Below are 22,733 nucleotides of genomic sequence, written 5' to 3' on the forward strand. Positions count from 1 at the left end.
TCGACAACCTACAGTCAGGTCTCCCAGTGCTTGAACAGATCAAGAGCCAACCATGAGCATACGTATTACCCACCTGAGCGTTCGCGACATTCGTTTCCCCACTTCGCTGTCGCTGGACGGCTCCGACGCCATGAACAGCGCCCCCGATTATTCGGCAGCCTACGTGGTGCTGCACACCGACGCCGAGGCTCTCGAAGGCCACGGCCTGACCTTCACCATCGGTCGTGGCAACGAGATTTGCGCAGCGGCGGTGCAATCGCTTGCGCCGCTGATCGTCGGCCTCAGCCTGGAGGAAATCACGGCGGACATGGGTGGTTTCTGGCACCGTTTCACCGTCAGCGACAGCCAGTTGCGCTGGCTGGGCCCGGAAAAGGGCGTGATCCACCTGGCCACCGCCGCGATCATCAATGCCGTGTGGGACCTGTGGGCCAAGCACGAAGGCAAGCCGGTGTGGAAGCTGCTGGCCGACATGACACCCGAGCAGTTGGTGCGCTGCCTGGATTTCAGCTACGTCACCGATGTGCTCACCCCCGAAGAAGCCATCGCCCTGCTGCGCCGCAAGGCCTCAGGCAAGGCCGAGCGCGAAGCGCAGATGCTGCGCGAAGGCTACCCCGGCTACACCACCGCGCCGGGCTGGCTGGGCTACAGCGAAGAGAAGATGCGCAAGCTGGCCCGCCAGGCCGTGGAGGATGGCTGGACCCACATCAAGCAGAAGATCGGTGCGGACCTGGAGGAAGACATTCGCCGCGCCAGCATCCTGCGCGACGAAATTGGCTGGGAGCGCACCCTGATGATGGATGCCAACCAGGTATGGGGCGTGGAGGAATCCGTCGCCAACATGCGCCGCCTGGCCGCCTTCGAACCACTGTGGATCGAGGAGCCGACCAACCCGGACGACATCCTCGGTCACGCCACTATCCGCCAGCGCATTGCGCCGATTGGCGTGGCTACCGGTGAACATTGCCACAACCGGGTGATGTTCAAGCAGATGTTCCAGGCCGGCGCGCTGGACTTCTGCCAACTGGACGCGGCCCGCCTGGGTGGCCTGAACGAAGTGCTGATCGTACTGCTGATGGCGGCCAAGTACGACGTACCGGTGTGCCCGCACGGTGGCGGTGTCGGCCTGTGTGAATACGTGCAGAACATTGCCCTGTTCGACTACATCGCCGTGTCGGCCTCGTTGCACAACCGGGTGCTGGAGTACGTCGACCACCTGCACGAGCATTTCATCGACCCGGTGGTGATCCGCCGCGGGCGCTACATGCCACCACAACGCCCTGGCTACAGCATCGAAATGCATGCCGAGACCCTGGAACGCTACCAGTACCCCAACGGCGCGGTGTGGCTCGACATCAACCGTTCCTGACCCACCTACCTGGGTGTGCCGCCTCTGCGCGGCACGCCATCAGCACTTTTCACGGGGAAAAAACAATGACAATCCTCACCGGTACTGCAGCGGCGCCCGCCCCTGCCGCCACCACCGAACAGCGCCTGAACGGCCTGCTGCTGCGCAAATTGATGCCACTGCTCATCGTTGTCTACGTGATGAGCTTCCTTGACCGGACCAACATTGCCCTGGCCAAGGCCAGCATGGGCATCGACCTCGGCCTGTCGGCAGCGGCCTACGGCCTGGGCGCCGGCCTGTTTTTCCTCACCTACGCCCTGGCCGAAGTACCCAGCAACCTGATCATGCATCGGGTGGGCGCACGCTTCTGGATCACCCGCATCATGATCACCTGGGGCCTGCTCTCGGCGGGCATGGCCTTCGTCCAGGGCGAAACCTCGTTCTACGTCATGCGTCTGTTGCTCGGCGTCGCCGAAGCGGGCCTGTTCCCCGGCGTGATGCTGTACCTGACCTACTGGTTCGACCGTGAACAGCGTGCCCGCGCCACGGGTTACTTCCTGCTGGGCGTGTGCCTGGCCAATATCCTCAGCGGCCCGCTGGGGGGCGCCCTGCTGGAAATGGACGGTGTGCTGGGCTGGCACGGCTGGCAATGGTTGTTCGTGCTAGAAGGCCTGCCGGCAGTAGCCCTGGCCTATGTGGTATGGAAAAAACTGCCCGATGGCCCAGCCTCGGCGCCCTGGCTGTCGGCCGCCGAAGCCGCGGACATCGAGCGCCGCCTGGCTGCCGAACGGGCCGCCGCACCGCAGCAGAGCAAGTTGGCGCAGATGTTCCGCGACCGGCAGATCTGGCTGGCGATCGTGGTGTACTTCGTGCACCAGATCACCATCTACACGGTGATTTTCTTCCTGCCGGGCATCATCGGCACCTACGGCGCGCTGTCGCCCTTCCAGGTCGGCCTGCTGACCGCTGTACCGTGGATTGCCGCCGCCATCGGCGCTGCTACCTTCCCGCGCCTGGCCACCTCACCGCGCCGTTGCCGCACCCTGCTGTTCGGCGGCCTGCTGACCATGGCGGCCGGGCTGCTGCTGGCGTCGCTCGCCAATTCGTTCATCGGCCTGATCGGGTTTTCGCTGACTGCCCTGATGCTGTTCGTGGTGCAGTCGATCATCTTTGTCTTCCCCTCCAGCCGCCTGAGTGGCAGCGCCCTTGCGGCAGGGCTGGCCTTTGTCACCACCTGCGGCCTGTTTGGTGGTTTCGTCGGCCCGTCGGTGATGGGCCTGATCGAGCAGACCACCGGCAGTACCCGCAATGGCTTGTGGATCATCGCCGCGTTGCTGGTGGTTGCAGCGCTGGTCAGTACCCGCTTGCGGCAAGGGCAGGAGCAAGCGAATCGCTGACAGAAGGCGTTTGCCTGCCAAGGCCTCATCGCCGGCAAGCCGGCTTTCACCTAGACCACACCAGCCTCAAGCCATGTGCAAATAGCTGTAGGAGCGGCCTTGTGTCGCGATGGGGCGCGCAGCGGCCCCGGCAATCTTTGCTGCGAAGCTGAAAACCTGGGGCCGCTTCGCGCCCCATCGCGACACAAGGCCGCTCCTACAAGGGCCAGTGCTGGCTTGAAGAGATATCCAAGACAGTTGCTCCCACAGGATAGGCGGAACGCTTGCAGGCTCAGTACTCCAGGCGACAGCGCATGGCTCGAGACCAACACGGTCGGTGTGGGAGCCGGCTTGCCGGCGATGGGTTGCAACGCAACCCCGGCAGCTCAAGGGGTAACGCCGGCTGGCCTGCCACAGCGCAGCTCAAGCACTTGGGCCAGGCGCTCCACTGCCTGTTGCAGCTCCCGTGGGTGATCACCCAGCCATGCCATCGCCAGGCACTGCTGGTAGCGGCCCTGCAGGCTGAACTGCTCGCCCGGCAGAGCATGCAATGCTGAACCAGCCAGCGCTGCTGCAATACCCTCCCAAGGCAGCGGCTGGCGAAAGCGCACCCATAGTGTCCGGCCACCCTCCAGCGTTTCCAATGCCACCCGCTGGCCGAACTGCAGTTGCAACTCACGCGCCAGGCATTGCATGCGCTTTTGCAGATCCGTGCGCAGTCGTACCAGTTGCGCCTCGATCTCGCCTTTGCCCAGCATGTGCGCCAGCGCTTGCAGGCGAAGCGGTGCAAGCCGAAACGCGCGCTCCGCGAAAGCCCTGGCCAGCCCGGCGTCATGGCCCAGCAGGTAGGCATAGGGCGCCTCGCTCCCCACAGCAGCATCGAACGCCCCCATCACCAATAGCCAGCGGGGGTCGATCCAATCACGCAGGCGTGTATTCGGCGGGCCGCTGTAACAGTGGTCACTGTCCAGGTCGTTTTCCAGCAACCATACAGGGTGCTGGCCAAGCAGTTGACCAAGCTGCTGCTGGTAGTGCGGTGAAAACAGCCGCCCCTGCGGCATGCCAAGGCACGAGGGCATGACCAGCATGCACACCGGCTCGCTGGCCAGCAGCCGGGCCAGGGTGCGCAGGTCCGGATTGCCGCGGGCATCCAGTGGTACCTCCAGCACTCGCATGTTGGCACGGGCCAACGCGCGCAGCACCTGCCAGCAACAGGGCGAGTGCACCACCACGGTCCCGCCTTGCAGGGCCAGCGCCGCCAGCAAGGTCCCCAGCAACGCCTGCACATCCGGGGCCAGCTGCACATCTTCGGCACGCCAGTACTGGTTGGAGGAACGGGTATAGCGTTCGGCGACGGCATTGCGCAGGCGGGCGCTGCCGTGCGAGTCCCACGGGGCAACACTGTGCGTGCGCTGACGTGCCAGGCGCCGCTCGTGGGTGAACAGGGTTCGCTCCAGCATCGGCTGTGCTGGCAAGGGCGTCTGCCGAGGCATGGCCGCAGCATCCCTTTTGGCAACGCCTTGTACGTAATAGCCCGACCTGGGCAGGCACTGCACACGGCCCTCTTCTTCCAACAGGCTGTAGGCACTCTGCACGGTGGCCAATGACACCCGCAACCGCCGGGCCAACACGCGCAACGACGGTAAACGGCACGGGCCACTGCGTGGGGCCTGGTCGATCAGGGCTTCCAGGTAGCGATATACCTTGCGATAGGCGAACTCGCCGGCGCCCGATTGCCCCATCAAGGCGGCCCCGCATGACCACGCCGCCGCGCTACCGCCCGCTGTGGCAGCAACCTCAGCTGTATATCGCGACGGGCCAGATGGCTCATCAGGCGCCAGGAGGCCAGCGGCAGGCCCCCGCCGTAGATCAGCCTGAGTTGCCCCAGCGGCAGGCCGCTGGTGTTCACCAGCCAGTTTTTCACCGCATCAGGGCAGGGTTTACCCTGCAAGGCCCGATGCAGGTATGGCAGCGCCACCAGCATGTCGGCATGCCAGCACTGCAGAAAACGCTCCAGGTTCTTCCCCTGCCTGGCAAACGGGCTGAACAGCAGGCACACCTGTTGGATCTGGTTGATGCCGTATGCCTTGCCGAACTGCAACTGATGCGCATCGCGCCGCTTGTTGGCACCCGGCTGGCCGGCCAGCCGCAATGCCGGGCGATTGGCCTGCGGCTCGAGACTGCGTGCGTGCAGTTCCTGCAACTGCGCCGGGGCCAACGGCTCGACGAACGCGGCCAATGGCCAGGCCTCCTGGGCGGCCTCGAAGCGACAACCGAGCATGAGGTCGAGCTGCTGCTCTTCGAGCAACGGCGGCAACAGGTCGTCGATGGCAATTACTCGCACTGGCGTAATCTGCGGCGTGGCCCCGGAAGTCTGTTCGGCCTGGACGCCCGATGAGCGCCCGATGTTGCCGAGCAGGCGACTCAGCCCCTGCGCCAGCGTCGCCAGGCACTGATGCACCACATGCGGACCATGCTCCCCTGCCAGGCGCAAGCTGCGCCGTGCCCAGGCGAGGTACCGGCGGCGCTGGCGCGCGGGGATGGCGGTGATCAATACATCCGCTGGTGAATAGGCCTGCAGCGCAAAGCCCACAGCGGCCGCCAGCTCCAAATGCAGGCGACACCCCAACAGTGCTTCGGGCCTGGCGTCGACCAGGTGGCCGAACATCAGCATGGCGTCCTTGGCCAACAGCCAGCTCTCGGGCGCGGCAGGGGCATGCCGGCTGAACGGCACCACTTCACGCCCCTTGATCATCTGCAGTTGCACCCGCGGGTCATCCTGCAAGAACAGCGCATTGAAGCTGCGCTCATGGCATTCAAGCGTGGCACTGTCAGCCACGGGCAGGCTCACCACAAGCACCCGAAGCTGGAAAGTAACCGGCGCACGCAGGGCGATACTGAGTTGTGCGGCACGCAGCATGGCCAACAGCCGGGCGCTGCGGCGATCGTTGCCCTGCAGCACCAGCAAGCGGTAGGTGCCGATGTATTCGGGCCCGCCTGCAGCAACCAGCAGCCGTTGTATCAGCAACTGCAAGGAAGCACGCTGCGCTTGTGACATATGACTGAGCAAGCGCTCGAGTACCTGCTGGTAGATATAGTGCATTGCCTGGTCGTGAATAGCAGTCACGAAATCACCTCATCAACTTCATGCAGCCAGCGCACGTTGATCAGAGGACCTGAACATCAACATGCCCTGAACTTTTCCCGAAGAAATTTCCTACAGCTAATTGGAAGTAATGACGTAACCAGTCTGTCGCCATGCCATCGAGAAAAACGCATCGTCGCGACGCCCCGCCGCTGCCATACACCGCCCTGGCCTGGGCACAGCCATGCTCATTCCACGCTCCTTGCGCTAAACATCATTGAGCCATTATCAAGGGATGCAAGGCGAATAGAAGATACAGATCAGGGTAAAAAAACCATTCAGCGAAAGTGAGAAAACACATTGACTGCCAGGTAATAACAGTTCAAGACAAAAAGCTTGGCGGAATATTTCGACGAGAAACCGAGCAACTGTTTAAACATAGTCCGCGTCGTTTTTTATTGTAGGAACATTCTTTTTTTAAACGTCAATCAGTCTGTACCGGGCACAAAAAACCCGGGACTCTGCCCGGGCTTCTGATAATGCCGACCGATTTCAGTTTTGCGCCATGTCCAGTACCACACGCCCGCCGCACGGGCACTGGTCCATGTAGCGATGCGCCTCGACCACCTGCTCGAACGGGTACACCTTGATGATCTGTGGTGTCAGCAAGTGGTCGGCAGTGAACTGGTTGATATCGCGCAAGGCGCGCTGCAACGCCACCTGATCCTGGCTGATGCCCAGCTCCGGCTTGCCGGTGAAGTTGCCGATGCAATGCACATAGAACTGGATGTTCTTCTGGAACGCTGCGCAGGCCGGGAACGGCGTCTGGTTGCCACCTTGCAGGCCATACAGCACCAGGCTGCCACGCGGTGCCAGCACATCGCCCAGCAGCGACATCTGCGGCCCGCCCATGCCATCGAGAACCATGTCCACGCCACGGCCATCGGTGTACTTGCCAACCTGCAGCAACAAGTCCTGCTCTTCGGTGACGATCACCTTGTCGGCGCCCAGGCCCAGCAGGTACTCACGCTGTTCCGCCTCCTTGGTGGCAGCGAATACCTTCAGCCCCAGTGCCTTGCCCAACTGCACGAAGGCAGGGCCCGCGCAGTGGCTGGCATCGGTGACCAGCGCGGTTTGCCCGGCTTTCGCCCGGGCCAGGTCGACGTAGGCGAAATAGGCGATCAGCAGCGGCGTGTAGTGCACGCTGGCCTCGATCGGGGTGAGCACATCCGGATAGCGGGTAATGGCCGAACGCGGCAGCACGATGACATCGCCATACACCGGGTGGTCGTTGGCACTGGTGGCCGGGAAGCTGGCAACCCGGTCGCCCACCGCAATATCCTCGACCCCTTCACCGACCGCGGTCACTACCCCCGCCATCTCGTGGCCGATCCCCGCAGGCAGGCGTGCCTGGGACGGTGCCAGGTTCTGGCGCCAGAGCACGTCATACCAGCTGACGCCAACCGCCTCGACGCGGATCTGTACCTCGTCGGCAGCAGGTGACGGTTCGGCCTGCTCCTCGCAACGGAGCACATCGGCAGCGCCGAACTTGTGGAAACGGATCATGCGGGACATCGCATACCTCGCCTTTGTGAACCTCTAATTACCACGGACTTTATCCGGGCTTTGCCGGTTAGACCATCAGTGGTCATTAATAGTCGACATGCCTGTCATCGATTGGGCACCTGACTTTCCCTGCGATTGGTCCCCCTAAACCCGTGCAGGGTACCAGCCTTTGGCCTTAAGATTCACCTCTGCCCCACTTTAGGCGAAGCGCAACGATGAATCGAAACGACCTGCGTCGTGTAGACCTCAACCTGCTGATCGTGTTCGAAACGCTGATGCATGAGCGCAGCGTGACCCGTGCCGCGGAGAAACTGTTCCTTGGCCAGCCCGCCATCAGTGCCGCCCTGTCGCGCCTGCGCAACCTGTTCGACGACCCGCTTTTCGTGCGCACCGGCCGCAGCATGGAGCCCTCGGCCCGGGCCCATGAAATCTTCGCCCTGCTGTCCCCGGCGCTGGACTCGATTTCCACCGCGGTCAGCCGCGCTGCCGAATTCGACCCGGCCACCAGCAATGCGGTGTTCCGCATCGGCCTGTCGGACGACGCCGAGTTTGCCCTGCTGCCGCAGTTGCTCAAACGCATTCGCGCCGAAGCGCCAGGTATCGTGCTGGTGGTGCGCCGGGTCAATTACCTGCTGATGCCGACACTGCTGGCCTCGGGCGAAATCTCGGTGGGGGTCAGCTATACCAGCGAACTGCCAGCCAACGCCAAGCGCAAGGTGCTGCGCCGCAGCATGCCGAAACTGCTGCGCGCCGACAGCGTGCCCGGCGCCATCACCATGGACGACTTCTGCGCCCGCCCGCATGCGCTGGTGTCGTTTGCCGGGGACCTATCGGGGTTCATCGACGAGGCCCTGGAGGAAATTGGCCGCAAGCGCCACGTGGTGCTGGCGGTGCCGCAGTTCAACGGGCTGGGGAGCTTGCTGGCGGGCACCGATATTGTCGCTACGGTGCCGGACTACACAGCGGATGCGCTGACCGCAGCGGGTGGGTTGCGGGCCGAGGACCTGCCGCTGGAGGTGCGCAGTTTCGAGCTGCACATGGCCTGGCGCGGGGCGCAGGACAATGACCCGGCGGAGCGTTGGTTGCGGTCGCGGATACAGATGTTCTTCGGGGATCCGGACAGTCTTTAGGGCTCCGACTTCATGCCCCCCAAGGATTGAAGCGCTCTGTCTGCCCGTTAAACACCGTACCGTGAAGGAACGATTCACGTTCATTAGGTGTGGTCAACGCATATTGAGCATGATGCGTATGAAGCATTCGCATCAGATACTCTAGCCATTCAGGCCGATCTTGAACTTCTAGATTTCGGCCGTCAGCCCAATCTTCAGGCATGATCTCGTCAAGCTCTTTTGGTGTCGCATCGAAAGTCCCAATACGCGAACGTAGATTCACTGTACAAATTTCAACAATCAAACCTGTGATCCCGGCCCTCATCAATTGCTCCAGAACTTTTATTTTTTTTGTTGCCGCAAAGCTGGTGGATTTAAGAAGCTGATTATATCGCGGCTTAAAGTAATTAATCAGCGCTGCCTCGGCCAAAGAAACAACTTGATGGCGTTTGAGGCTCACCTTTCTCAGCTCGTTAAAGTGTGTTGAATCCTGCTCGTCAGATGCTTGAGGCTCTACATTAAAATCACCACCATTGCTGATAATGGTTCTCCCATGTTCAAATCTATACAACAACACCAATACCTCCCACTCAGGGAAATACGTGGATGTTTCAGCGAGAATTCTCTGGAACGTCGTATGCGACTGCAACCGGTCCAAGGCTGTCCTGGAACGCTTTCTGCCTATGCCTTGGCCAACGTAGAGGACATCCATATCCGTGTCTTCAGCAATCAAAGTGCTTTCGGCATTAGCAACGACCACATTGACTGAGATATGACGAGTACCAACTGGCGTCATCACCAGCATCGATGCTCCGTTTGCATTGACCACAACATCTAATATTCGGGAATCGTTCGGCTCGGCGCCCTGGCTGATCTTATATTTGAAGGGGATTGAGGCTATTCCCGTTAGGCGTCGCACCAGAAATTCCCCGATGATCGTATCGCCTTCGAAGCTGAATTTTTCTGGATTGATAAAAATGCGAAAACGCCGGGTTATCAGATACAGATTGCAGTTCTGAAGCTCAGCTAAAACCGCCGGATTCTCTCTGGCGGTGTAAATGTCAGCCGGAGTGAGCATCGCCGGGTCGCTGGAATATAAATGTGTAGCGCCTTCCATCGAAAAGAGGCGCGTGACGTTTCGGAATTCAGTCATATCTTATCTGCCTTGATATATTTAATAGCGGTGATAGTGCCCATAAGCTCGAGCTTGAACTGAATATTGCTTGGCCGATCGTTACGTCAGGCGTTTACACCGCAACTGCGAACCAAACCATCTGTGGTTAACCCAAAGCCAAGATCCTAAAAATACTGTATATATGTACAGTTACCACACATTCTTGCCCACGTCAATGCAGTCATTAAAATTTCGTCTAGGATGCAACTTAGGCAATCGCTCGTCTGACCCTCGATAACTGACAGTGGTTGGAGGGCGGCAACGGCTATCAGCGTTTGGACTTGTGAGTAACGCCCAGGGCTGGCAGCTTAATCATGCAAGTCGGGTTGGCCGGACGCTTGCTTTTCCATCCCACCTCTCCCTGAAGTAGCTTTATAATGGCTCCCCTCCTCACGCATTTCTCTTATCTGAGGCCCATTTCTCCAAGTTACATTTTGCTGCCAAATACTGGCCAAATGCCATCCTGCACCTATGCTCACAGATTTAGCCGTGAGATAAGAAGAATGTCGAGGATTGAACAAGAGCCGGTAGTGATGGATGACTTTGAGTCTTGGCTAAATGGTCGCCCTAAGTGGCTGCAGACTGCTGCACGCATGATGATCGATGCGAAGCGCCAGCTGAGCGAGGGGGAAATTAAGGAGCTTTCTCGGCTCTGCCAGCTTGAGGCCAAAGGCCAAACTGACCCAGGATTTTTGAGCATAGTACCTGGCACATTGTCCCAGGCCGCAACCAGACCTCCGGTTAGGATTGATGAAATTCTCGACGTACATGGCCTGAACGCCATTAAGGCCGGAGCCAACCTTCCATTCGGCAACTCGAACCTCGCCGTCATCTACGGTCAGAACGGCACCGGTAAGAGCGGGTTTGCACGGCTGCTGAAGCAGGTTTGCGGATCTCGCTCCAAGGACGAGATTCGTAGCAATGTCTTCGATCCTAACCCCACTGAATGCCGTGCTCACTTCAAAGTCTCAGTGGACGGGAACTCTGTCGATGTCCATTGGGACATCCCAAGCGGCCCTCATAAAGCATTGAGGCAGGCCCAAGTCTTCGACAGTAAGGCCGCTCAGCAGTACATGGGTCGGACTGAAGCTTGCTACGAGCCAAGCCGCATGAAATTTGTGTCGGCGCTCATTACCACCGCAGACGCAGTAAACGTGGAGCTAACCAGGGAGAAGGAACATCTGAAGGGAGCCCTCCCTGCCGTGCCTGGCTCCCTATCTTCCACTACCGAAGCGAAATGGTTGCAGACACTCAAAAGCACGACTACAGCGTCGAGCATAGACAAAGAGTGCCTTTACACCGAGGAGCTTGATCGTGAGCGAATCGAGAAAGAAGCACTCCTCGCCGAGAAGGATATTTCTGGTCGACTTCAGGCCATAGGCAAAGAAAAAACCGCGCTGATAAGCATCGATACGACGATGTCGACCCTCCAACTTGGATCGAATGATGCAGCTGTGCTTGAGCTAGTCGACTTGAACGACAAAGCCGTGAAAGCACGAAAAGTCAGTGAAGAGGCTGCGACAGCTATTTTCGGGAAAGCAGAGCTAGAGGGTGTCGGCTCAGCAACCTGGCAGCAGATGTGGGAGCACGCTCGCGCGTATTCCACCGCCGCTGCTTATCCTGAGTCGGCTTTCCCAAATGTGTCACCTGAGTCACGATGCGTGCTTTGCCACCAAGACCTCGACAATGCGGCAAAGGCACGGCTGGCCGGATTTGAAAAGTTTGTCACCGACGGCCTGGAGACAGCCGCAAAGAAAGCTGAAACAGCGCTAACCGATCGTAAGCGTCGTATCCCTGCCCTTCCTTCTCAAGCGGATTGGCTCGTCCATATGTCCACTCTGGGCTTCGAGAAGGCGGAAGCCGAATCTTGGCTCAGCTCGCTGAAGACACGGTTGGAACGGCTTGCACTCGGTACTCCCCTCGTCGGCCAGCAACCTTTTGATTGGTCGAACATCAACGATGCGGTGAAGAAGAAATCCTCCACCTTGGCTACTGAAGAAGCAAGTCTGGTCGCACTGCAGAAAGATGAGCACCGTCAAGTTATGCATCAGCGAGTGCTGACGCTTCAGGCGAAACAATGGCTTTCGCAGAACAAGTCTTCAATCGTCGCCGAGAAGGCCCGCCTCACCGCAGTGGCATCCCTAGACAAAGCATCACGCTCGGCAGCGACGAATTCCCTGACAACTAAAAAGAATGAGCTTGCCAAGACCGAGCTGGATGCAGGCTATCAGACTCGGTTTGTGAACGAGCTGAAGCTCTTGGGAGGTCATCGCATTCCCGTATCACCACAAAGCAAATCCGGGGGCAAGGGAAAAATAACCTTCGGCTTGAATCTGGTAGGCGCTCATTGCACTCATGGTCCAGAGTACATCCTGAGCGAGGGTGAGACACGAATAGCTGCACTCGCTGCGTTCCTGGCTGATACAACAGGTTCCAATCAGCTGGCCCCTTTCATTTTCGACGACCCGATCTCATCACTCGACCAAGATTTCGAAGAGAAAGTCGTGGAGCGCCTGGTACAGCTATCGCATACAAGACAGGTCATCATTTTTACCCACCGACTTTCGCTGGTTTCCCTGGTGGATTCCGTTACAGACAAATTGTCCAAGACTCCCGGCATGCCTGCTGTAAAGCCAACGCTCACCTCGCTTCGTAGGATGGACAAAACCGCAGGTATCGTGGCTACTCAAAGTGCCCGCGACGCAAAACCAGCTAACGCACTGAAGGGTCTGATCGACCACACGATCAAGCGCCTGAAAAAGCACCAGGAAAACGCCGAAGTCGATAGCTATGAGGTACTCGCGAAGAGTGCTTGCAGCGATTTCAGAATCATCGTGGAGAAAACAATCGAATTCATTCTGCTGGCAGATGTCGTCGGGCGCTTCCGCCGCGCGATCAATACCCAAGGCAAGCTACATAAGATTGCCAAGGTAACCACTGATGACTGCTCGTTCATTGATGATCTGATGACCCGCTACTCCGTATTCGAGCATGCTCAATCAGAAGAACTGCCGAGCAACGCGCTTGAGCTGGCGGTGTTCGAGACTGATGTTACGGCGTTGCAAAACTGGATAGCTGAGTTTTCGGCGCGTAAGTAAAAGCGCTCATAGTCTTGCCAGAACTGGGCGTGCGGCCTAGATCTGGCCAGGCTCTAGCATGACCGCATAAGGCGGGGGTACTAAAAAGTACTAGACGGCAAAAATTCCAAACACCATACCAATTCCTATCAAGCTACCAGCGATGATTTCCCGAATGGCGGTCGTCTCAACGAAGTAACACGGCTACGAGTTCGACTATGAAGCGCACCGTGACGGATAGTCGCCTGCGGAGATTACCCCGAGCAGCTCAACACGCTCATTGATCTCTGCGATCATTCGTGACAATCGGTTATGACAGACGCGGCCCTGCTTCCGGCCATCCAGGCGTAGATTACACTGAAGACCACCCTGTATACCTCGGTATTGTCAGAAATCGCCATCCGCAATCGCTCGTGTACGGCGCGCGAGTGGGGGCAAGACTGGGGCATATTAAGATTTTTTCAAGCTAAAAATGCCGCCCTAGAGCCCAGTCCAAATGTTTTTTGGCGACCCTGAGAGTCTGTGACTGAGCTCCACCAAAGGCCGTTGCGGTGCATCCATTTGCAACCCTCAAGAACTTTATCGTTACCAGCATCCGCTCCTTCGGGCTCAGCCGCGGTAGTGCGCTTCTATAAGCGCCAGCATCGCGTCAACATGGTCATTGATCTGAGTGTGACCCCAGTCGTCTCCATTGCCCAGTACATGGAACATGTGGGCCAGTTTCAAGGAGTCGTACTTCGGTTTGGCGCGGAAGGCCGCCTGCTTCCTGATCACCGCCAGGTTGCTGTACGACGAGTTCTCTCCCGGGCTGAGCAGTACCAGATTGCCAAAGCCGTGCAGTAGCTGGTCGTCCAGTGTGCTGCCAAACTCTTCGTTCTGAGGGTGCACATGCTCGATCGAGTTCTTCGATGTGATCCGGTAAGCGTGCAGTCGCCCCGAATGCAACCAATCGAACGAGCGCCGCTCCCGCCAAAGAATGTATTCCAACTTCTGGAACCAGTAGTGCTCGAAGCTCGTGCCGTGGTGTTCCTTCAGATAGGCGATCTTGTCCTTGATTGGCAAGGGTTCGGCAGTGTCGCTGGAGAGCAGTTGATAACTCGCCTCCTTCTGAGTCATTTCCGTGAGGGAAAGCTGGTTGTCGATGCTTTCCAGCAACTTCAATACCTGCTGCTCGCCCATACCGGGCGTTTCGATCAGCTTGCCCAAGAAGGGGGTCAGCCAGTACTGAGCGCTGCGCTCGCCGGTGAGGTAGCGCACGCTTTGCAACTGGCTCAGGTCGGACGTCTCGAGATGCGCGCGCCATTCCGAAATGATGCGCTTGCGTGGACTGAGCGAACTCAGGCGCAAAGTCCGCTCATCGTCCTCGCCCAGGCGCACCCACTTGACCACCCAACGGTCGAACTGGAAGCGCACGCTCCACAGGCATTCCATGAATGCCTTGGCTTGCGCTGCGCTGGCAGTTTCAACAAAGCGCGAGAAGCAGGCGTTGAGGTTACCGTCGTTCACACGGAAACCGATGTCTTTAGCCCCTTGGGCATGGCGGTAGATTCGGTAGGCGTGCATCAGCAACAGGCCAAAACTGACGATCGATTGATAGCGAGCCTCATCCTTGTTCTCGGTTTCGTCCACCTGCTCGCCCTGGATTCTCATCGACGAGATTTCGCCGATAGACCGGCCTCTGGTGATACCGGCAGCAGGACGATCGAGGGAGAAGAGATCGAAGGAATGGCTCAGCAGGTCATTGATGCCCACCATGTTCCAGCGAACATCGGCGAAGACATCACGCAGGTTCCTTTCGAAGTAGTTGCCCATGTTCTCGCAGGCCTGCCAGATCCCTTCATACGTAGTGCGGTGATGTTTGATCCGCGACATCAAGCGGGCCTTGAGGATATCCGTCTGCTCAAGCTGTACGCCGCTTGTGTTGAGCGTGGCGAACAGCTTGTTCAGGTTCATGCCAGCCGGCATGACGTTGTTGACCCACGTTACCTGGTTGAACAGGTAATAGCCCACCCGCTCCAAGGCCTGCTCACCTCCCGTGGCGCGCAACAGTTTGAGGCGATCGCTGGCGACCTTGCGCGCGGCGCTCAGATGAATCAGATAAGGATTGGCAGCATCCTCCTTGTCCAGCTGCTTTTCCTCGGTCAAGCCGACCCAGGCACTCAACCGGGCCTGGACTTCGTCGCGGATATTGAAGGTGAGGCGCGGAACATTGCCCAGCACCACCAGCGACCGCAGCGGCGAGTCGGTTTTCAACGCGCAGAACGCAAGCGCCAGGATCATAAGGGTGGTCATTCGCTGCTGACCATCGATGAGTTCGTAGGTCATGCTCGCGGCAGGATTGGCGTTGGGTGGCACCACGCTGCTCAGCACCGTCCCGATGAAGTAATGGGCCTGCACCGGCTGGCCGTCCGCGTCCGGTTCGCTGGCCTGGATGATCTGCTCGAGCAGTTCCTCCACGGCATCGCCGGGCCACACGTACGGGCGCTGGTAGCAGGGAATGGTCAACGAAATGCCTTGCGCGCACAGCGTGGCGGCGGACTGGACATGGGACTGGACCTGGGCGTTCATCATTTGCCTCCTTGGTAGGCGAGGTCATCGCGGCTGATGCGTTCGATGGCACTGCGCAACTCCGCATCATATTCACCGGCCACCCGCTGCGGATCAGGCCAGGATAGATGCAGGTTCAGCGTCAAGCCTACCGACTCCACGAAGCGCTTCTTGATGCTGTTCTTGTCCAGGTGTTCAGCGCTGGCCGTGTAGGTGTAGTCACGCAAGTAATTCAACAGTTCTTGGTGGGTGTGGGCACTGGCGATCCAGTCCAGCAACGGGTTGTCCTTGAGGTGCGCCTGCACGCCATCTTCCCGGACGCTGACCTCCTTGATCAGGCGATAGGAGAAGATCATCCGGAACATCCACAGGCTGGCCTCAAGCAGACGGGAAGTGCCGAACTGGCTGGCGTACATCAGCAACGCGCAATCAAAAGCACGACTGAGAAACACGCTGCCGCACGCGTCATGGGCCAAGAGCTTGTAGTAGTAGGAGAACGTGGGCTTCTTGGCCGTCTTGTCGACTTCAAGCAAGGTCTTGCGCAAGCCCTGGAAGTAGCTAACGACACGCATGGTATTGACCCCGGTGCCCAGCGGCTGGCGCATGGCATAACCCGGCTGGACGATCTGTGTTTCCTTGCCCCAGGCATCGCGGTGCAGTTGCAGAGACCGATAAGCGACGTCGCCGGTGTCGGAGAGAGTGCGCTCGGCAAGCTCCGTGACGATCTGCTTGCGCTCCTGCAGCGGATCGCGATCGCTGGCGACGTTGCGCCAGCGCAAACGTTGCCAGTGCCGGGACTTCATGAAAGCCGCGACCAACGGTTTGAGGTCGCCGAGCCCCTCCCAGGTCCGGGCGAAATCGTCTTGCTCCGCGGCGGCAATACTGCGCAGGTGATGGGCCTTGACGATGTCGGCGCCGCCCAGGCGCACGCCCGAGGTGTTCTGGGTTTCGAAGAAACGGTAGGCATCGTCTTCACGCCGAGTGACGACCAGGGTCACGTTGATACGGGTGAAGTCGATCCGCGGTAGCCGTTGCTGCTCCAGCCAGCGAAGATTCAGCTGGATGCGTCGATGGCTCTCCGGTGCGTTGAACTTCAGCTCGGGCGCGCCCTTCTCACCGTGCTGCAGGTAATGCAACAAGGCCAGGCTGGTGATTCGCTGCTGTCCGTCGATGATGTTGAGCAGACCACGCTTGCGCCCGTCGCCCCCCTCCTGATGCAAGATGATGCTGCCCAAGTAGAAATCATGGGCCGGCGCATCGCTGCTAAAGAAGCTGCGCAAGTCGTCGAGCAGCCGCCCCAGTTGCTCCTCGCTCCAGCGGTAGGGCCGCTGATACTCCGGAAGATGCAGCCGGCCGAAGATGACCCCACCGTCGCTGGAGGGGATCCGCTTGCCGTTGAACAGGTTGTCGAGGCTCGTGGAGGCGACAGCGATACCCTCCACGTCCAATGGCAATTGCGGGGCAAGCGACCGTTCACTCACGGCTTGATTCATAGGACAGTCCTTGTACTGGATTCCGGCGGCCAGCGTCCCCGAAGAGAACGATTAAAAGTCGCGATAATGGCACATGGCCATTTAATTCAAAAGCGCTATCAGAGCAGCCGCGCGGTCCTGCTCTGCAGCTGGTGGGAACAGAGTTCATGCGCGGTTTGGCGAGATATGCCTGAGCGATACGGCCCTTGGTCTAGGGTTTATGAGCGGTTTCGGATCGTGTCCCGGAGAGTGGAGTAGCTTATCCTGGCAAGCTTCTGAGCCTTCGTTCTGCTTTTGCTTGATCAGCGTATGAACCGAGATTGACCACGTAAGGATTATTCCTTACCATTCACTCAACCTATCCGGGAGAACCCTCATGCCTGCCATCCACGAAATCGCCACGTTGACCTCGAAGGGGCAGGTCACACTGCCCAAATCCGTTCGCCAGCTACTGGGCATTGACGCAGGTGGCAAGATCGCATTCGACGTACGCGGGGGTGAAATCGTGGTCAGCCGCGTAGAAACCATCCACGAAGACCCTGCCATCGGTGCGTTCCTGGGTTTGCTGGAGGCTGATATCCGAGGCGGCCGCAACCTCACCACTCTGCCGGAAGACTTGGCGCAAACCATGCTCGCCAACGCAAACCACTGCTCAAACCTGGACGAAGATATCGATGGTGAGGTCGCGATCTGATGCTGCGACATGGCTGGACACTGTTGTTCCATGAAGGTGTGACTTTACAGCTACGCAAATTGCAAGAAGCCGCCGCCCGGGCCGAGCAGAACGACCCGCAAGGTTTTGAAAGCAACGCTAACGTGAAGCTGTTTCGGGCATTGAGCCATCTCATCATGGAGGCTGTGCCTACCGATCCGGGCCGTGATGAGTTCCGCCAAGGCAACACGCTGGGCACCGCCTACCGACATTGGCGGCGGGCAAAAATCGGTAGGCGCTTTCGGCTGTTCTTTCGCTACGACTCAAGGTCAAAGGTCATCGTCTATGCATGGGTCAACGACGAAAACACTCTACGCTCCGCAGGCAGCAAATCCGATCCCTACGCCGTATTCGAGAAGATGCTGGGCCGCGGCAACCCTCCTGATGACTGGGATGCGCTGATTACTGCAACGCGTAGCGACTGGGATGACCCCAAAGCATAAGCTGCGCGACTGGGTGACGGATTGCACGTTTGACACCGGCCCTCCCCTCGGTGCGTCCACTGTATCCACTCGTAGCTGCTGTAAAAAAAGGGTACATCTGGGGGGTACAAAATCAACTCCCCATTCATAACTTTTTGATTTATATGGATGTCCAAATGTTCTTCGACGATCCTGACAGTCTTTAGAGGCCTTCGGGCAGGCTGTTCAACTGTTCACTTCTGTTAGTCTCTCCGGCACAACATCAGACTTACGCCGATCCCACAGGGCGCCAAGGCCAAACCCCAGAACAACGTCCCCATGGCCAGCCCCAGGCCGGCATGCCCCACCAGCCAAGCCACGCTCGATACCAGCAGTGCGGACAACCGCAGAGCGCGTACACCGGGAAACACTCGCGGTTGCATCACCCGCTGCCAATGGCCGGCCTGGCTCAGCGCCAGCAACACCAGGCCCAGCGTCTGCAGCCCCAACACAAGCCCGCTCGCCAGCCACTCAGGCATCCTTGACCTCCGCCAACCTGTGCCCAGCCGCAGCGCTGCGTTGCAGGCGCCAGCCCAGGCTGCCGGCCAGCAAGGCGCTGGCTAGCAGTGCCAGATCCACACCGGCCACCGCCCACAAACCCTGGCTGAGCGCCCGCCACGGATGATCGCCGGTGCTCCAGGCGTTCGACAGCACGGCCAGCAACGCCAGCACGCTGATCGCCAGGCACTGCGCCGCCCAAGGCGCGCGGGCCTGCGCGCAACGGCCAATCACCCACAGCGCGTGCAGCCCCGCCAGCAACCAGGCGGCGAAGAAAACCCGCACCTCCCAATCGGCACGCCCGCTCAGGGTCAACGGCAAGCAGCGGTTTGCCACCAGCATGGCCAAGGTGGCAAGGGGCAAGCCGGTGATCAGTACGCTGCACAACAGGGTCATCGCCATCCCGCCCCGGTCCCGGGCCGCCTGCTGCAGGCGGCGCTTGGCCAGCCAGTACAGCAGGCCGCTGGCGAGCATCACGCAACCGCTGATGCCTGCGAAAAAGTACAGGGCGCGTAAGCCGGGCTGATGGAAGTGCGCTACATGCAACCCGGCCAGCACATCAAGGGTCGCAGCTGCGGGCGGCAGCCGCGACGCATGTAGCAGCCGTCCGCTGGCGCCCTCGAAGTACAGGGTCTGGCCGTCCAGGCTCAGGCGGTCGGCCACGCTGCGACTGACCTCTACATAGGCATTGGCGTCCCCCGGATGCCAGACCCTGACGAACGCTGGCGCACCGCCACCCCAGTGCTGGCGGGCCTCGACCAGCATACCGTCGATGGAAGCCAATCGCCCCGGCGTTCCCGCCGCCGGCCGGCTGAAGGCGGCGTTGGCCTGCACCGCGAACTGCTCGGCCTGGCCTGGATACAGCGCATCGATGGCAGCCGGCAGGTACAGCGGGAACAGGATCAGCAGGCCGCTCAGCAGAATCAGCGCGTGGAACGGCAAGGCGAACACGCCGGTCAGGTTGTGCAGGTCGAGCAAGCGCCGCGGCGCCTTGTATGCGCGCAGGGTGAACAAATCCTGAAACAAACGCGTGTGGATGCACACCCCTGCGATCAGGGCGATCAATCCGACCATCGCTGCCAGGCCCAGCAGCCGGGCACCGAGGTTCCAGGCATTGATGTTCAGGGTGTAATGAAGGCGGTAGAAAAAGTCACCGCCACGGCTACCGGCAGCAGACACTTCACCGTCGTTGCCAGGCAGCAGGAACCTACTGAAGCCTTCGCGCTCGACGCTCCAGGCCTGAAAACGCAGCAGTGGGCGGCGAGCATCGGGTAACTCCACATACCACTGCAACAGCGCCTTGCCCTCGCTCAAGCCGGCCACCCGTGGCAACACCTGCCGGTCCAGCGACAGCGGCGCGGCCGTCGGCGGCACACGCAGCGCCGGCAGCATCCAGCGGTCCAGTTCGCGGTCGTACAACGCAAGGCTACCCATGAAAAACGCGATGAACAACAACGCGGAAAACCCCAGGCCCAGCACCCTATGCGCCCACAGCATGGCCTGGCGGAGATTGTCGAACATCACCCCGCCCCCACCAGCACATGCGCCAGGGCCAGTAGCGCCAGCGACACGCAGGCCAGGCAAAGAGCGTTGCGCACGGCCCGGCGGGCACACAGCAACCAGAGCACCAGTGGCGGGTAGAGCACGAAGGCGCCAATCGAACTGCTCAGCACTGCCTCGCTTGGCGCTTGCCCAAGCCACGCCAGGGCCAGCGCGGCCATGGCGCTGAATGGCCAGATGTACAGGTAGCTCAGCAGCAGGGCCAGTAACAGCCACAACGCGCGCTCTCGGTCTCGAGCGATTTTCTTGTACGACGCCGGTCGTTTCACCCTGCTCTCCTCATCCCTTCACGGCGGTTCTTCAGAACCTGGCGCGCAGGGTCAAGGAGACCGCACGGGGGTCACCGAAGATGTTCCCGTCCTGGAAGGTGTTGATGCGCTGGTAGTACTTCTTGTTGGTCAGGTTGGTGGCAAGCAGGTCCGCCGACAGATGCTCGTCGAGCTGGTAGCCGACACCCGCGTCGTACAGCGCGTAGCCACTCTGTTGTAGTTTGGTGCCGTCCATGTCGATGCTGGGGACGTACAGTTTGTTGTAGGTTTCGCTGACAACGCTCACGCCGCCCTGCACGCTCCACTTTTCAAGCTCACCGGGCAACTTGTAAAGGGTCCAGACCCGCAACATGTTCTTCGGCAAATAGGTTTGCAACTGCTCGTTAGGGCTGTCGTAGCGCTTGTAGGTGTGGGCGAAGTTGGCAGTGAGGAACCAGTCAGGCGTCACCTGCCCGCTCACTTCCATCTCGTAGCCACGGGTGCGTGCCTTGCCGCCGGCTACCACGGCCCGCGAGTTCGGGTCGTTCATGTCGGGGATGGCGCGGTTCTCTTCCTCGATCTGGAAGGCCGCCAGCGAGGCGTTCACCGCGCCGTCGAGGAATTCGCCCTTGATGCCGAGCTCATGCTGCTTGCCCTCGATCGGATCGATGATGCTGTTGTTGATATCCAGGTTGCTGACCGGCTGCGGGTTGAACACCTCGGCGTAGTTGGCATACAGCGAGTAATTGTCGTTCAGCTCGTAGATCAACCCGTAGAACGGGGTGAACTTCTGCGACTCGCTCTGGCTGGCCTTTTCCGACGGCGAGCCGGCTTCCGGCTGGTGCTGGCTGCGGTGCATGTCAAGCCAGGTGACACGGCCGCCAAGTACCAGGGTCAATGGGTCGCTCAGGCTCAGGCGCATGTTGCCGTAGACCGCCTTGGAGCGGGTGTTGGCAACGTTGGTGGGCAGGCGATCGGAATCGGGGAATGCCGGGAACGGGAAGTCCGCCTGCGGATCGTACAGGTCCACATCACCAAGGAAGCTGGAGTAGTAGCCGCCGTTGGAGGAGAACTCCGAACGGGAGTAGTTGGTGCCCACCAGCAGCTTGTGCTCCCGGCCGAACAGGCTGAACGGGCCGTCGGCGTACAGGTCCACTTCGTCCTGCTTCTCGCGGTAGTCGAACATGATCGAGTTCATCGACACCAGGTTATCGGCCGGGTCGATACCACCGCCATTGCGGGCATAGGCCTGGGTCAGATCGTAGTTGTTGTCGGCATGGCGCACCGCGAGTTTGGTCTTCCAGCCGCCACCAAGCTGATGCTCAAGCTCGGTGAATACCGAAGTGCTCCAGAAGTAGTCGCGGTTCCAGTTGGCGCCGTAGAAGTTCTTGCGCGAGACGTCCGGCAGCGACATGGCCGCTTCGCCCGCGGCGTTGGTGTAGCGGAACGCCGGCAGCGAGCGCTGGGCGCCGCGAATGTCGGTATTCTGGTTGCTGGCACCGATGGTCCAGACAGTATCTGGGGTCAGGTCGATATCGACGATGCCGTAGGCCTGGTTCGACTCTCGCTTGCCGCTGCCATCGTAGGGGAAGGCCTGGTTGTGCTGGCTGAGCACCAGGCGGCCACGGACGTTGCCGGCCTCGGTCAGCGGGCCGGTGACGTCGACCATGCCACGGTAGTTGTCCCAGGAGCCGGCGCTGACTTCGGCCGATACCGCCGCGTCGGCCAGCGGGCGCTTGCGTATCAGGTTGATGCTGCCGCCCGCCCCACCGGCGCCGGTCAGGCTGCCGGATGGCCCCTTGAGCACCTCGACGCGGTCGTACATGGTCAGGTCCGGAGACAGGAAGATCCGGTTATCCATGGTGGTCGGCGTGCCGTCCAGCTGCAGCGAAGTTATCTCGAAGCCACGCGAGAAGAAGCTCAGGCGGCTGGCATCGATGCGTTGCACAGTCACGCCGCCGACCTCACCCAGCGCATCCTCTAGGGTATAGAGGTTCTGCTTCTGGATCCGCTCCTGGCCGATCACGTTGATCGTCTGCGGCACCTCCCGCAGGTGCAGGGGAACCTTGGTACCCACCGAAAAAGTCGGCGCGCTGGTCTGCATGCCGACGATCGACATCGCTGGCAGCTCCAGCTGCGCGCCGTCCTGCGCCACGGGCAACAGGTTCCAGCTACCGCTCGATGTGACCTCCAGGCGCAGTCCACTCCCCTGCAGTGCCAGCTCCATTGCCTGCTGCGTGGTCATCTGCCCGCGTACCGGCTGGGCAGTCTTGCCCTCGATGAGTGCGGGCGATATCGAGAGCACGTTGCCGGTTTCCCGGGCGATGCGAGTCAGGGTGCTGCCCAATGGCGCGGCGGGCAGGTCGAAGCTATGACTGACCTGTTCGTTCTGGGCGACGGCTTGCCAGGACAGGCCTGCAAGGGCAATGGCGGCAGCCAGGGCATGAGGGCGGAGCGAAGGATGGGACATGGGGCGTCGGCTCGTCTGGGTGATCGTTCATAG

At 60.1% G+C, this 22,733-nt stretch carries 16 protein-coding genes and 1 pseudogene; 7 read left to right on the forward strand and 10 right to left on the reverse strand.

Features of this window, described 5'->3' with window-relative positions; translation table 11 throughout:
• Positions 1–52: 52 nt before the first annotated feature.
• Together JV551A3_RS17085 and JV551A3_RS17090 are read left to right on the forward strand one after the other, a co-directional pair.
• Entirely contained in the window at positions 53–1,366 is a 1,314-nt protein-coding gene (locus JV551A3_RS17085; protein WP_133973283.1) for an L-fuconate dehydratase, read from the forward strand.
• Positions 1,367–1,431: 65 nt separating this feature from the next.
• Positions 1,432–2,742 (forward strand): MFS transporter, encoded by a 1,311-nt coding sequence (locus tag JV551A3_RS17090; RefSeq protein ID WP_133973285.1) that lies wholly within the window; start codon positions 1,432–1,434, stop codon positions 2,740–2,742.
• A gap of 365 nt (positions 2,743–3,107) precedes the next feature.
• Here JV551A3_RS17090 and JV551A3_RS17095 read toward each other — a convergent pair whose 3' ends face one another.
• The 3 genes from JV551A3_RS17095 to JV551A3_RS17105 form a co-directional block, all read right to left on the reverse strand.
• Positions 3,108–4,463, reverse strand: a complete 1,356-nt coding sequence (locus JV551A3_RS17095) for an aminotransferase class I/II-fold pyridoxal phosphate-dependent enzyme (RefSeq protein WP_133973287.1) — start codon at positions 4,461–4,463, stop codon at positions 3,108–3,110.
• The gene (locus JV551A3_RS17100) at positions 4,463–5,848 is read right to left on the reverse strand and encodes a hypothetical protein (RefSeq protein ID WP_133973289.1); all 1,386 of its coding nucleotides are present in this window, start codon (positions 5,846–5,848) and stop codon (positions 4,463–4,465) included. Before JV551A3_RS17100 ends, JV551A3_RS17095 begins: the two co-directional genes overlap by 1 nt.
• A 510-nt stretch (positions 5,849–6,358) precedes the next feature.
• Positions 6,359–7,381, reverse strand: coding sequence for a zinc-dependent alcohol dehydrogenase family protein (locus JV551A3_RS17105; RefSeq protein ID WP_133973291.1), 1,023 nt, complete (start codon positions 7,379–7,381; stop codon positions 6,359–6,361).
• Between the two features lie 206 nt (positions 7,382–7,587).
• Between JV551A3_RS17105 and JV551A3_RS17110 the strand changes: the two genes are divergently transcribed.
• Entirely contained in the window at positions 7,588–8,502 is a 915-nt protein-coding gene (locus JV551A3_RS17110) for a LysR family transcriptional regulator (RefSeq protein WP_133973293.1), read from the forward strand.
• A gap of 10 nt (positions 8,503–8,512) precedes the next feature.
• Here the strand turns inward: JV551A3_RS17110 and JV551A3_RS17115 are convergent, their stop codons facing one another.
• Positions 8,513–9,634 (reverse strand): hypothetical protein, encoded by a 1,122-nt coding sequence (locus JV551A3_RS17115; RefSeq protein WP_133973295.1) that lies wholly within the window; start codon positions 9,632–9,634, stop codon positions 8,513–8,515.
• A gap of 524 nt (positions 9,635–10,158) precedes the next feature.
• On the opposite strand from JV551A3_RS17115, the gene JV551A3_RS17120 reads away from it, so the two are divergent.
• Positions 10,159–12,753: an AAA family ATPase gene (locus JV551A3_RS17120; protein ID WP_133973297.1), complete on the forward strand. Its 2,595-nt coding sequence runs from the start codon at positions 10,159–10,161 to the stop codon at positions 12,751–12,753.
• 588 nt (positions 12,754–13,341) lie between these two features.
• On the opposite strand, the gene JV551A3_RS17125 is transcribed toward JV551A3_RS17120, so the two are convergent.
• Together JV551A3_RS17125 and JV551A3_RS17130 are read right to left on the reverse strand one after the other, a co-directional pair.
• Positions 13,342–15,303, reverse strand: a complete 1,962-nt coding sequence (locus JV551A3_RS17125) for a DUF262 domain-containing protein (RefSeq protein ID WP_133973299.1) — start codon at positions 15,301–15,303, stop codon at positions 13,342–13,344.
• A complete protein-coding gene (locus JV551A3_RS17130; protein WP_133973301.1) occupies positions 15,300–16,772 on the reverse strand; it encodes a DUF262 domain-containing protein in 1,473 nt (490 codons plus the stop codon). The genes JV551A3_RS17125 and JV551A3_RS17130 overlap by 4 nt, the downstream gene beginning before the upstream one ends.
• Before the next feature lie 108 nt (positions 16,773–16,880).
• Here JV551A3_RS17130 and JV551A3_RS31425 point away from each other — a divergent pair.
• From JV551A3_RS31425 to JV551A3_RS17145, 3 genes and pseudogenes are all read left to right on the forward strand, one after another.
• Positions 16,881–16,985, forward strand: a pseudogene (locus JV551A3_RS31425) (IS5/IS1182 family transposase); the annotation flags it as partial.
• A gap of 142 nt (positions 16,986–17,127) precedes the next feature.
• The gene (locus JV551A3_RS17140) at positions 17,128–17,445 is read left to right on the forward strand and encodes a type II toxin-antitoxin system PrlF family antitoxin (RefSeq protein WP_133973305.1); all 318 of its coding nucleotides are present in this window, start codon (positions 17,128–17,130) and stop codon (positions 17,443–17,445) included.
• Positions 17,445–17,906, forward strand: coding sequence for a type II toxin-antitoxin system YhaV family toxin (locus tag JV551A3_RS17145; RefSeq protein ID WP_133973307.1), 462 nt, complete (start codon positions 17,445–17,447; stop codon positions 17,904–17,906). Before JV551A3_RS17140 ends, JV551A3_RS17145 begins: the two co-directional genes overlap by 1 nt.
• A 221-nt stretch (positions 17,907–18,127) precedes the next feature.
• Here JV551A3_RS17145 and JV551A3_RS17150 read toward each other — a convergent pair whose 3' ends face one another.
• The 4 genes from JV551A3_RS17150 to JV551A3_RS17165 are packed head-to-tail and all read right to left on the reverse strand — an operon-like array spanning position 18,128 to position 22,700.
• Positions 18,128–18,403 (reverse strand): hypothetical protein, encoded by a 276-nt coding sequence (locus JV551A3_RS17150; protein ID WP_133973309.1) that lies wholly within the window; start codon positions 18,401–18,403, stop codon positions 18,128–18,130.
• Positions 18,396–19,943 carry a PepSY-associated TM helix domain-containing protein gene (locus JV551A3_RS17155; RefSeq protein ID WP_133973311.1) on the reverse strand — a complete coding sequence of 516 codons (1,548 nt, stop codon included), beginning with the start codon at positions 19,941–19,943 and terminating at the stop codon, positions 18,396–18,398. Before JV551A3_RS17155 ends, JV551A3_RS17150 begins: the two co-directional genes overlap by 8 nt.
• Positions 19,943–20,251 carry a hypothetical protein gene (locus JV551A3_RS17160; protein ID WP_133973313.1) on the reverse strand — a complete coding sequence of 103 codons (309 nt, stop codon included), beginning with the start codon at positions 20,249–20,251 and terminating at the stop codon, positions 19,943–19,945. The genes JV551A3_RS17155 and JV551A3_RS17160 overlap by 1 nt, the downstream gene beginning before the upstream one ends.
• A gap of 31 nt (positions 20,252–20,282) precedes the next feature.
• Entirely contained in the window at positions 20,283–22,700 is a 2,418-nt protein-coding gene (locus JV551A3_RS17165) for a TonB-dependent siderophore receptor (RefSeq protein ID WP_235874591.1), read from the reverse strand.
• Positions 22,701–22,733: the final 33 nt, after the last annotated feature.

This window comes from Pseudomonas inefficax, assembly GCF_900277125.1.
Classification (GTDB): domain Bacteria; phylum Pseudomonadota; class Gammaproteobacteria; order Pseudomonadales; family Pseudomonadaceae; genus Aquipseudomonas; species Aquipseudomonas inefficax.

Excerpts from the sequence above, each read along its gene's own strand:
- JV551A3_RS17165 (WP_235874591.1), bottom strand. The coding sequence starts at position 22,700 with ATGTCCCATCCTTCGCTCCGCCCTCATGCCCTGGCTGCCGCCATTGCC.
- JV551A3_RS17140 (WP_133973305.1), top strand. The coding sequence starts at position 17,128 with ATGCCTGCCATCCACGAAATCGCCACGTTGACCTCGAAGGGGCAGGTC.
- JV551A3_RS17110 (WP_133973293.1), top strand. The coding sequence starts at position 7,588 with ATGAATCGAAACGACCTGCGTCGTGTAGACCTCAACCTGCTGATCGTG.
- JV551A3_RS17115 (WP_133973295.1), bottom strand. The coding sequence starts at position 9,634 with ATGACTGAATTCCGAAACGTCACGCGCCTCTTTTCGATGGAAGGCGCT.
- JV551A3_RS17120 (WP_133973297.1), top strand. The coding sequence starts at position 10,159 with ATGTCGAGGATTGAACAAGAGCCGGTAGTGATGGATGACTTTGAGTCT.
- JV551A3_RS17155 (WP_133973311.1), bottom strand. The coding sequence starts at position 19,943 with ATGTTCGACAATCTCCGCCAGGCCATGCTGTGGGCGCATAGGGTGCTG.
- JV551A3_RS17130 (WP_133973301.1), bottom strand. The coding sequence starts at position 16,772 with ATGAATCAAGCCGTGAGTGAACGGTCGCTTGCCCCGCAATTGCCATTG.
- JV551A3_RS17085 (WP_133973283.1), top strand. The coding sequence starts at position 53 with ATGAGCATACGTATTACCCACCTGAGCGTTCGCGACATTCGTTTCCCC.
- JV551A3_RS17145 (WP_133973307.1), top strand. The coding sequence starts at position 17,445 with ATGCTGCGACATGGCTGGACACTGTTGTTCCATGAAGGTGTGACTTTA.
- JV551A3_RS17150 (WP_133973309.1), bottom strand. The coding sequence starts at position 18,403 with ATGCCTGAGTGGCTGGCGAGCGGGCTTGTGTTGGGGCTGCAGACGCTG.
- JV551A3_RS17095 (WP_133973287.1), bottom strand. The coding sequence starts at position 4,463 with ATGGGGCAATCGGGCGCCGGCGAGTTCGCCTATCGCAAGGTATATCGC.
- JV551A3_RS17090 (WP_133973285.1), top strand. The coding sequence starts at position 1,432 with ATGACAATCCTCACCGGTACTGCAGCGGCGCCCGCCCCTGCCGCCACC.
- JV551A3_RS17125 (WP_133973299.1), bottom strand. The coding sequence starts at position 15,303 with ATGATGAACGCCCAGGTCCAGTCCCATGTCCAGTCCGCCGCCACGCTG.
- JV551A3_RS17105 (WP_133973291.1), bottom strand. The coding sequence starts at position 7,381 with ATGTCCCGCATGATCCGTTTCCACAAGTTCGGCGCTGCCGATGTGCTC.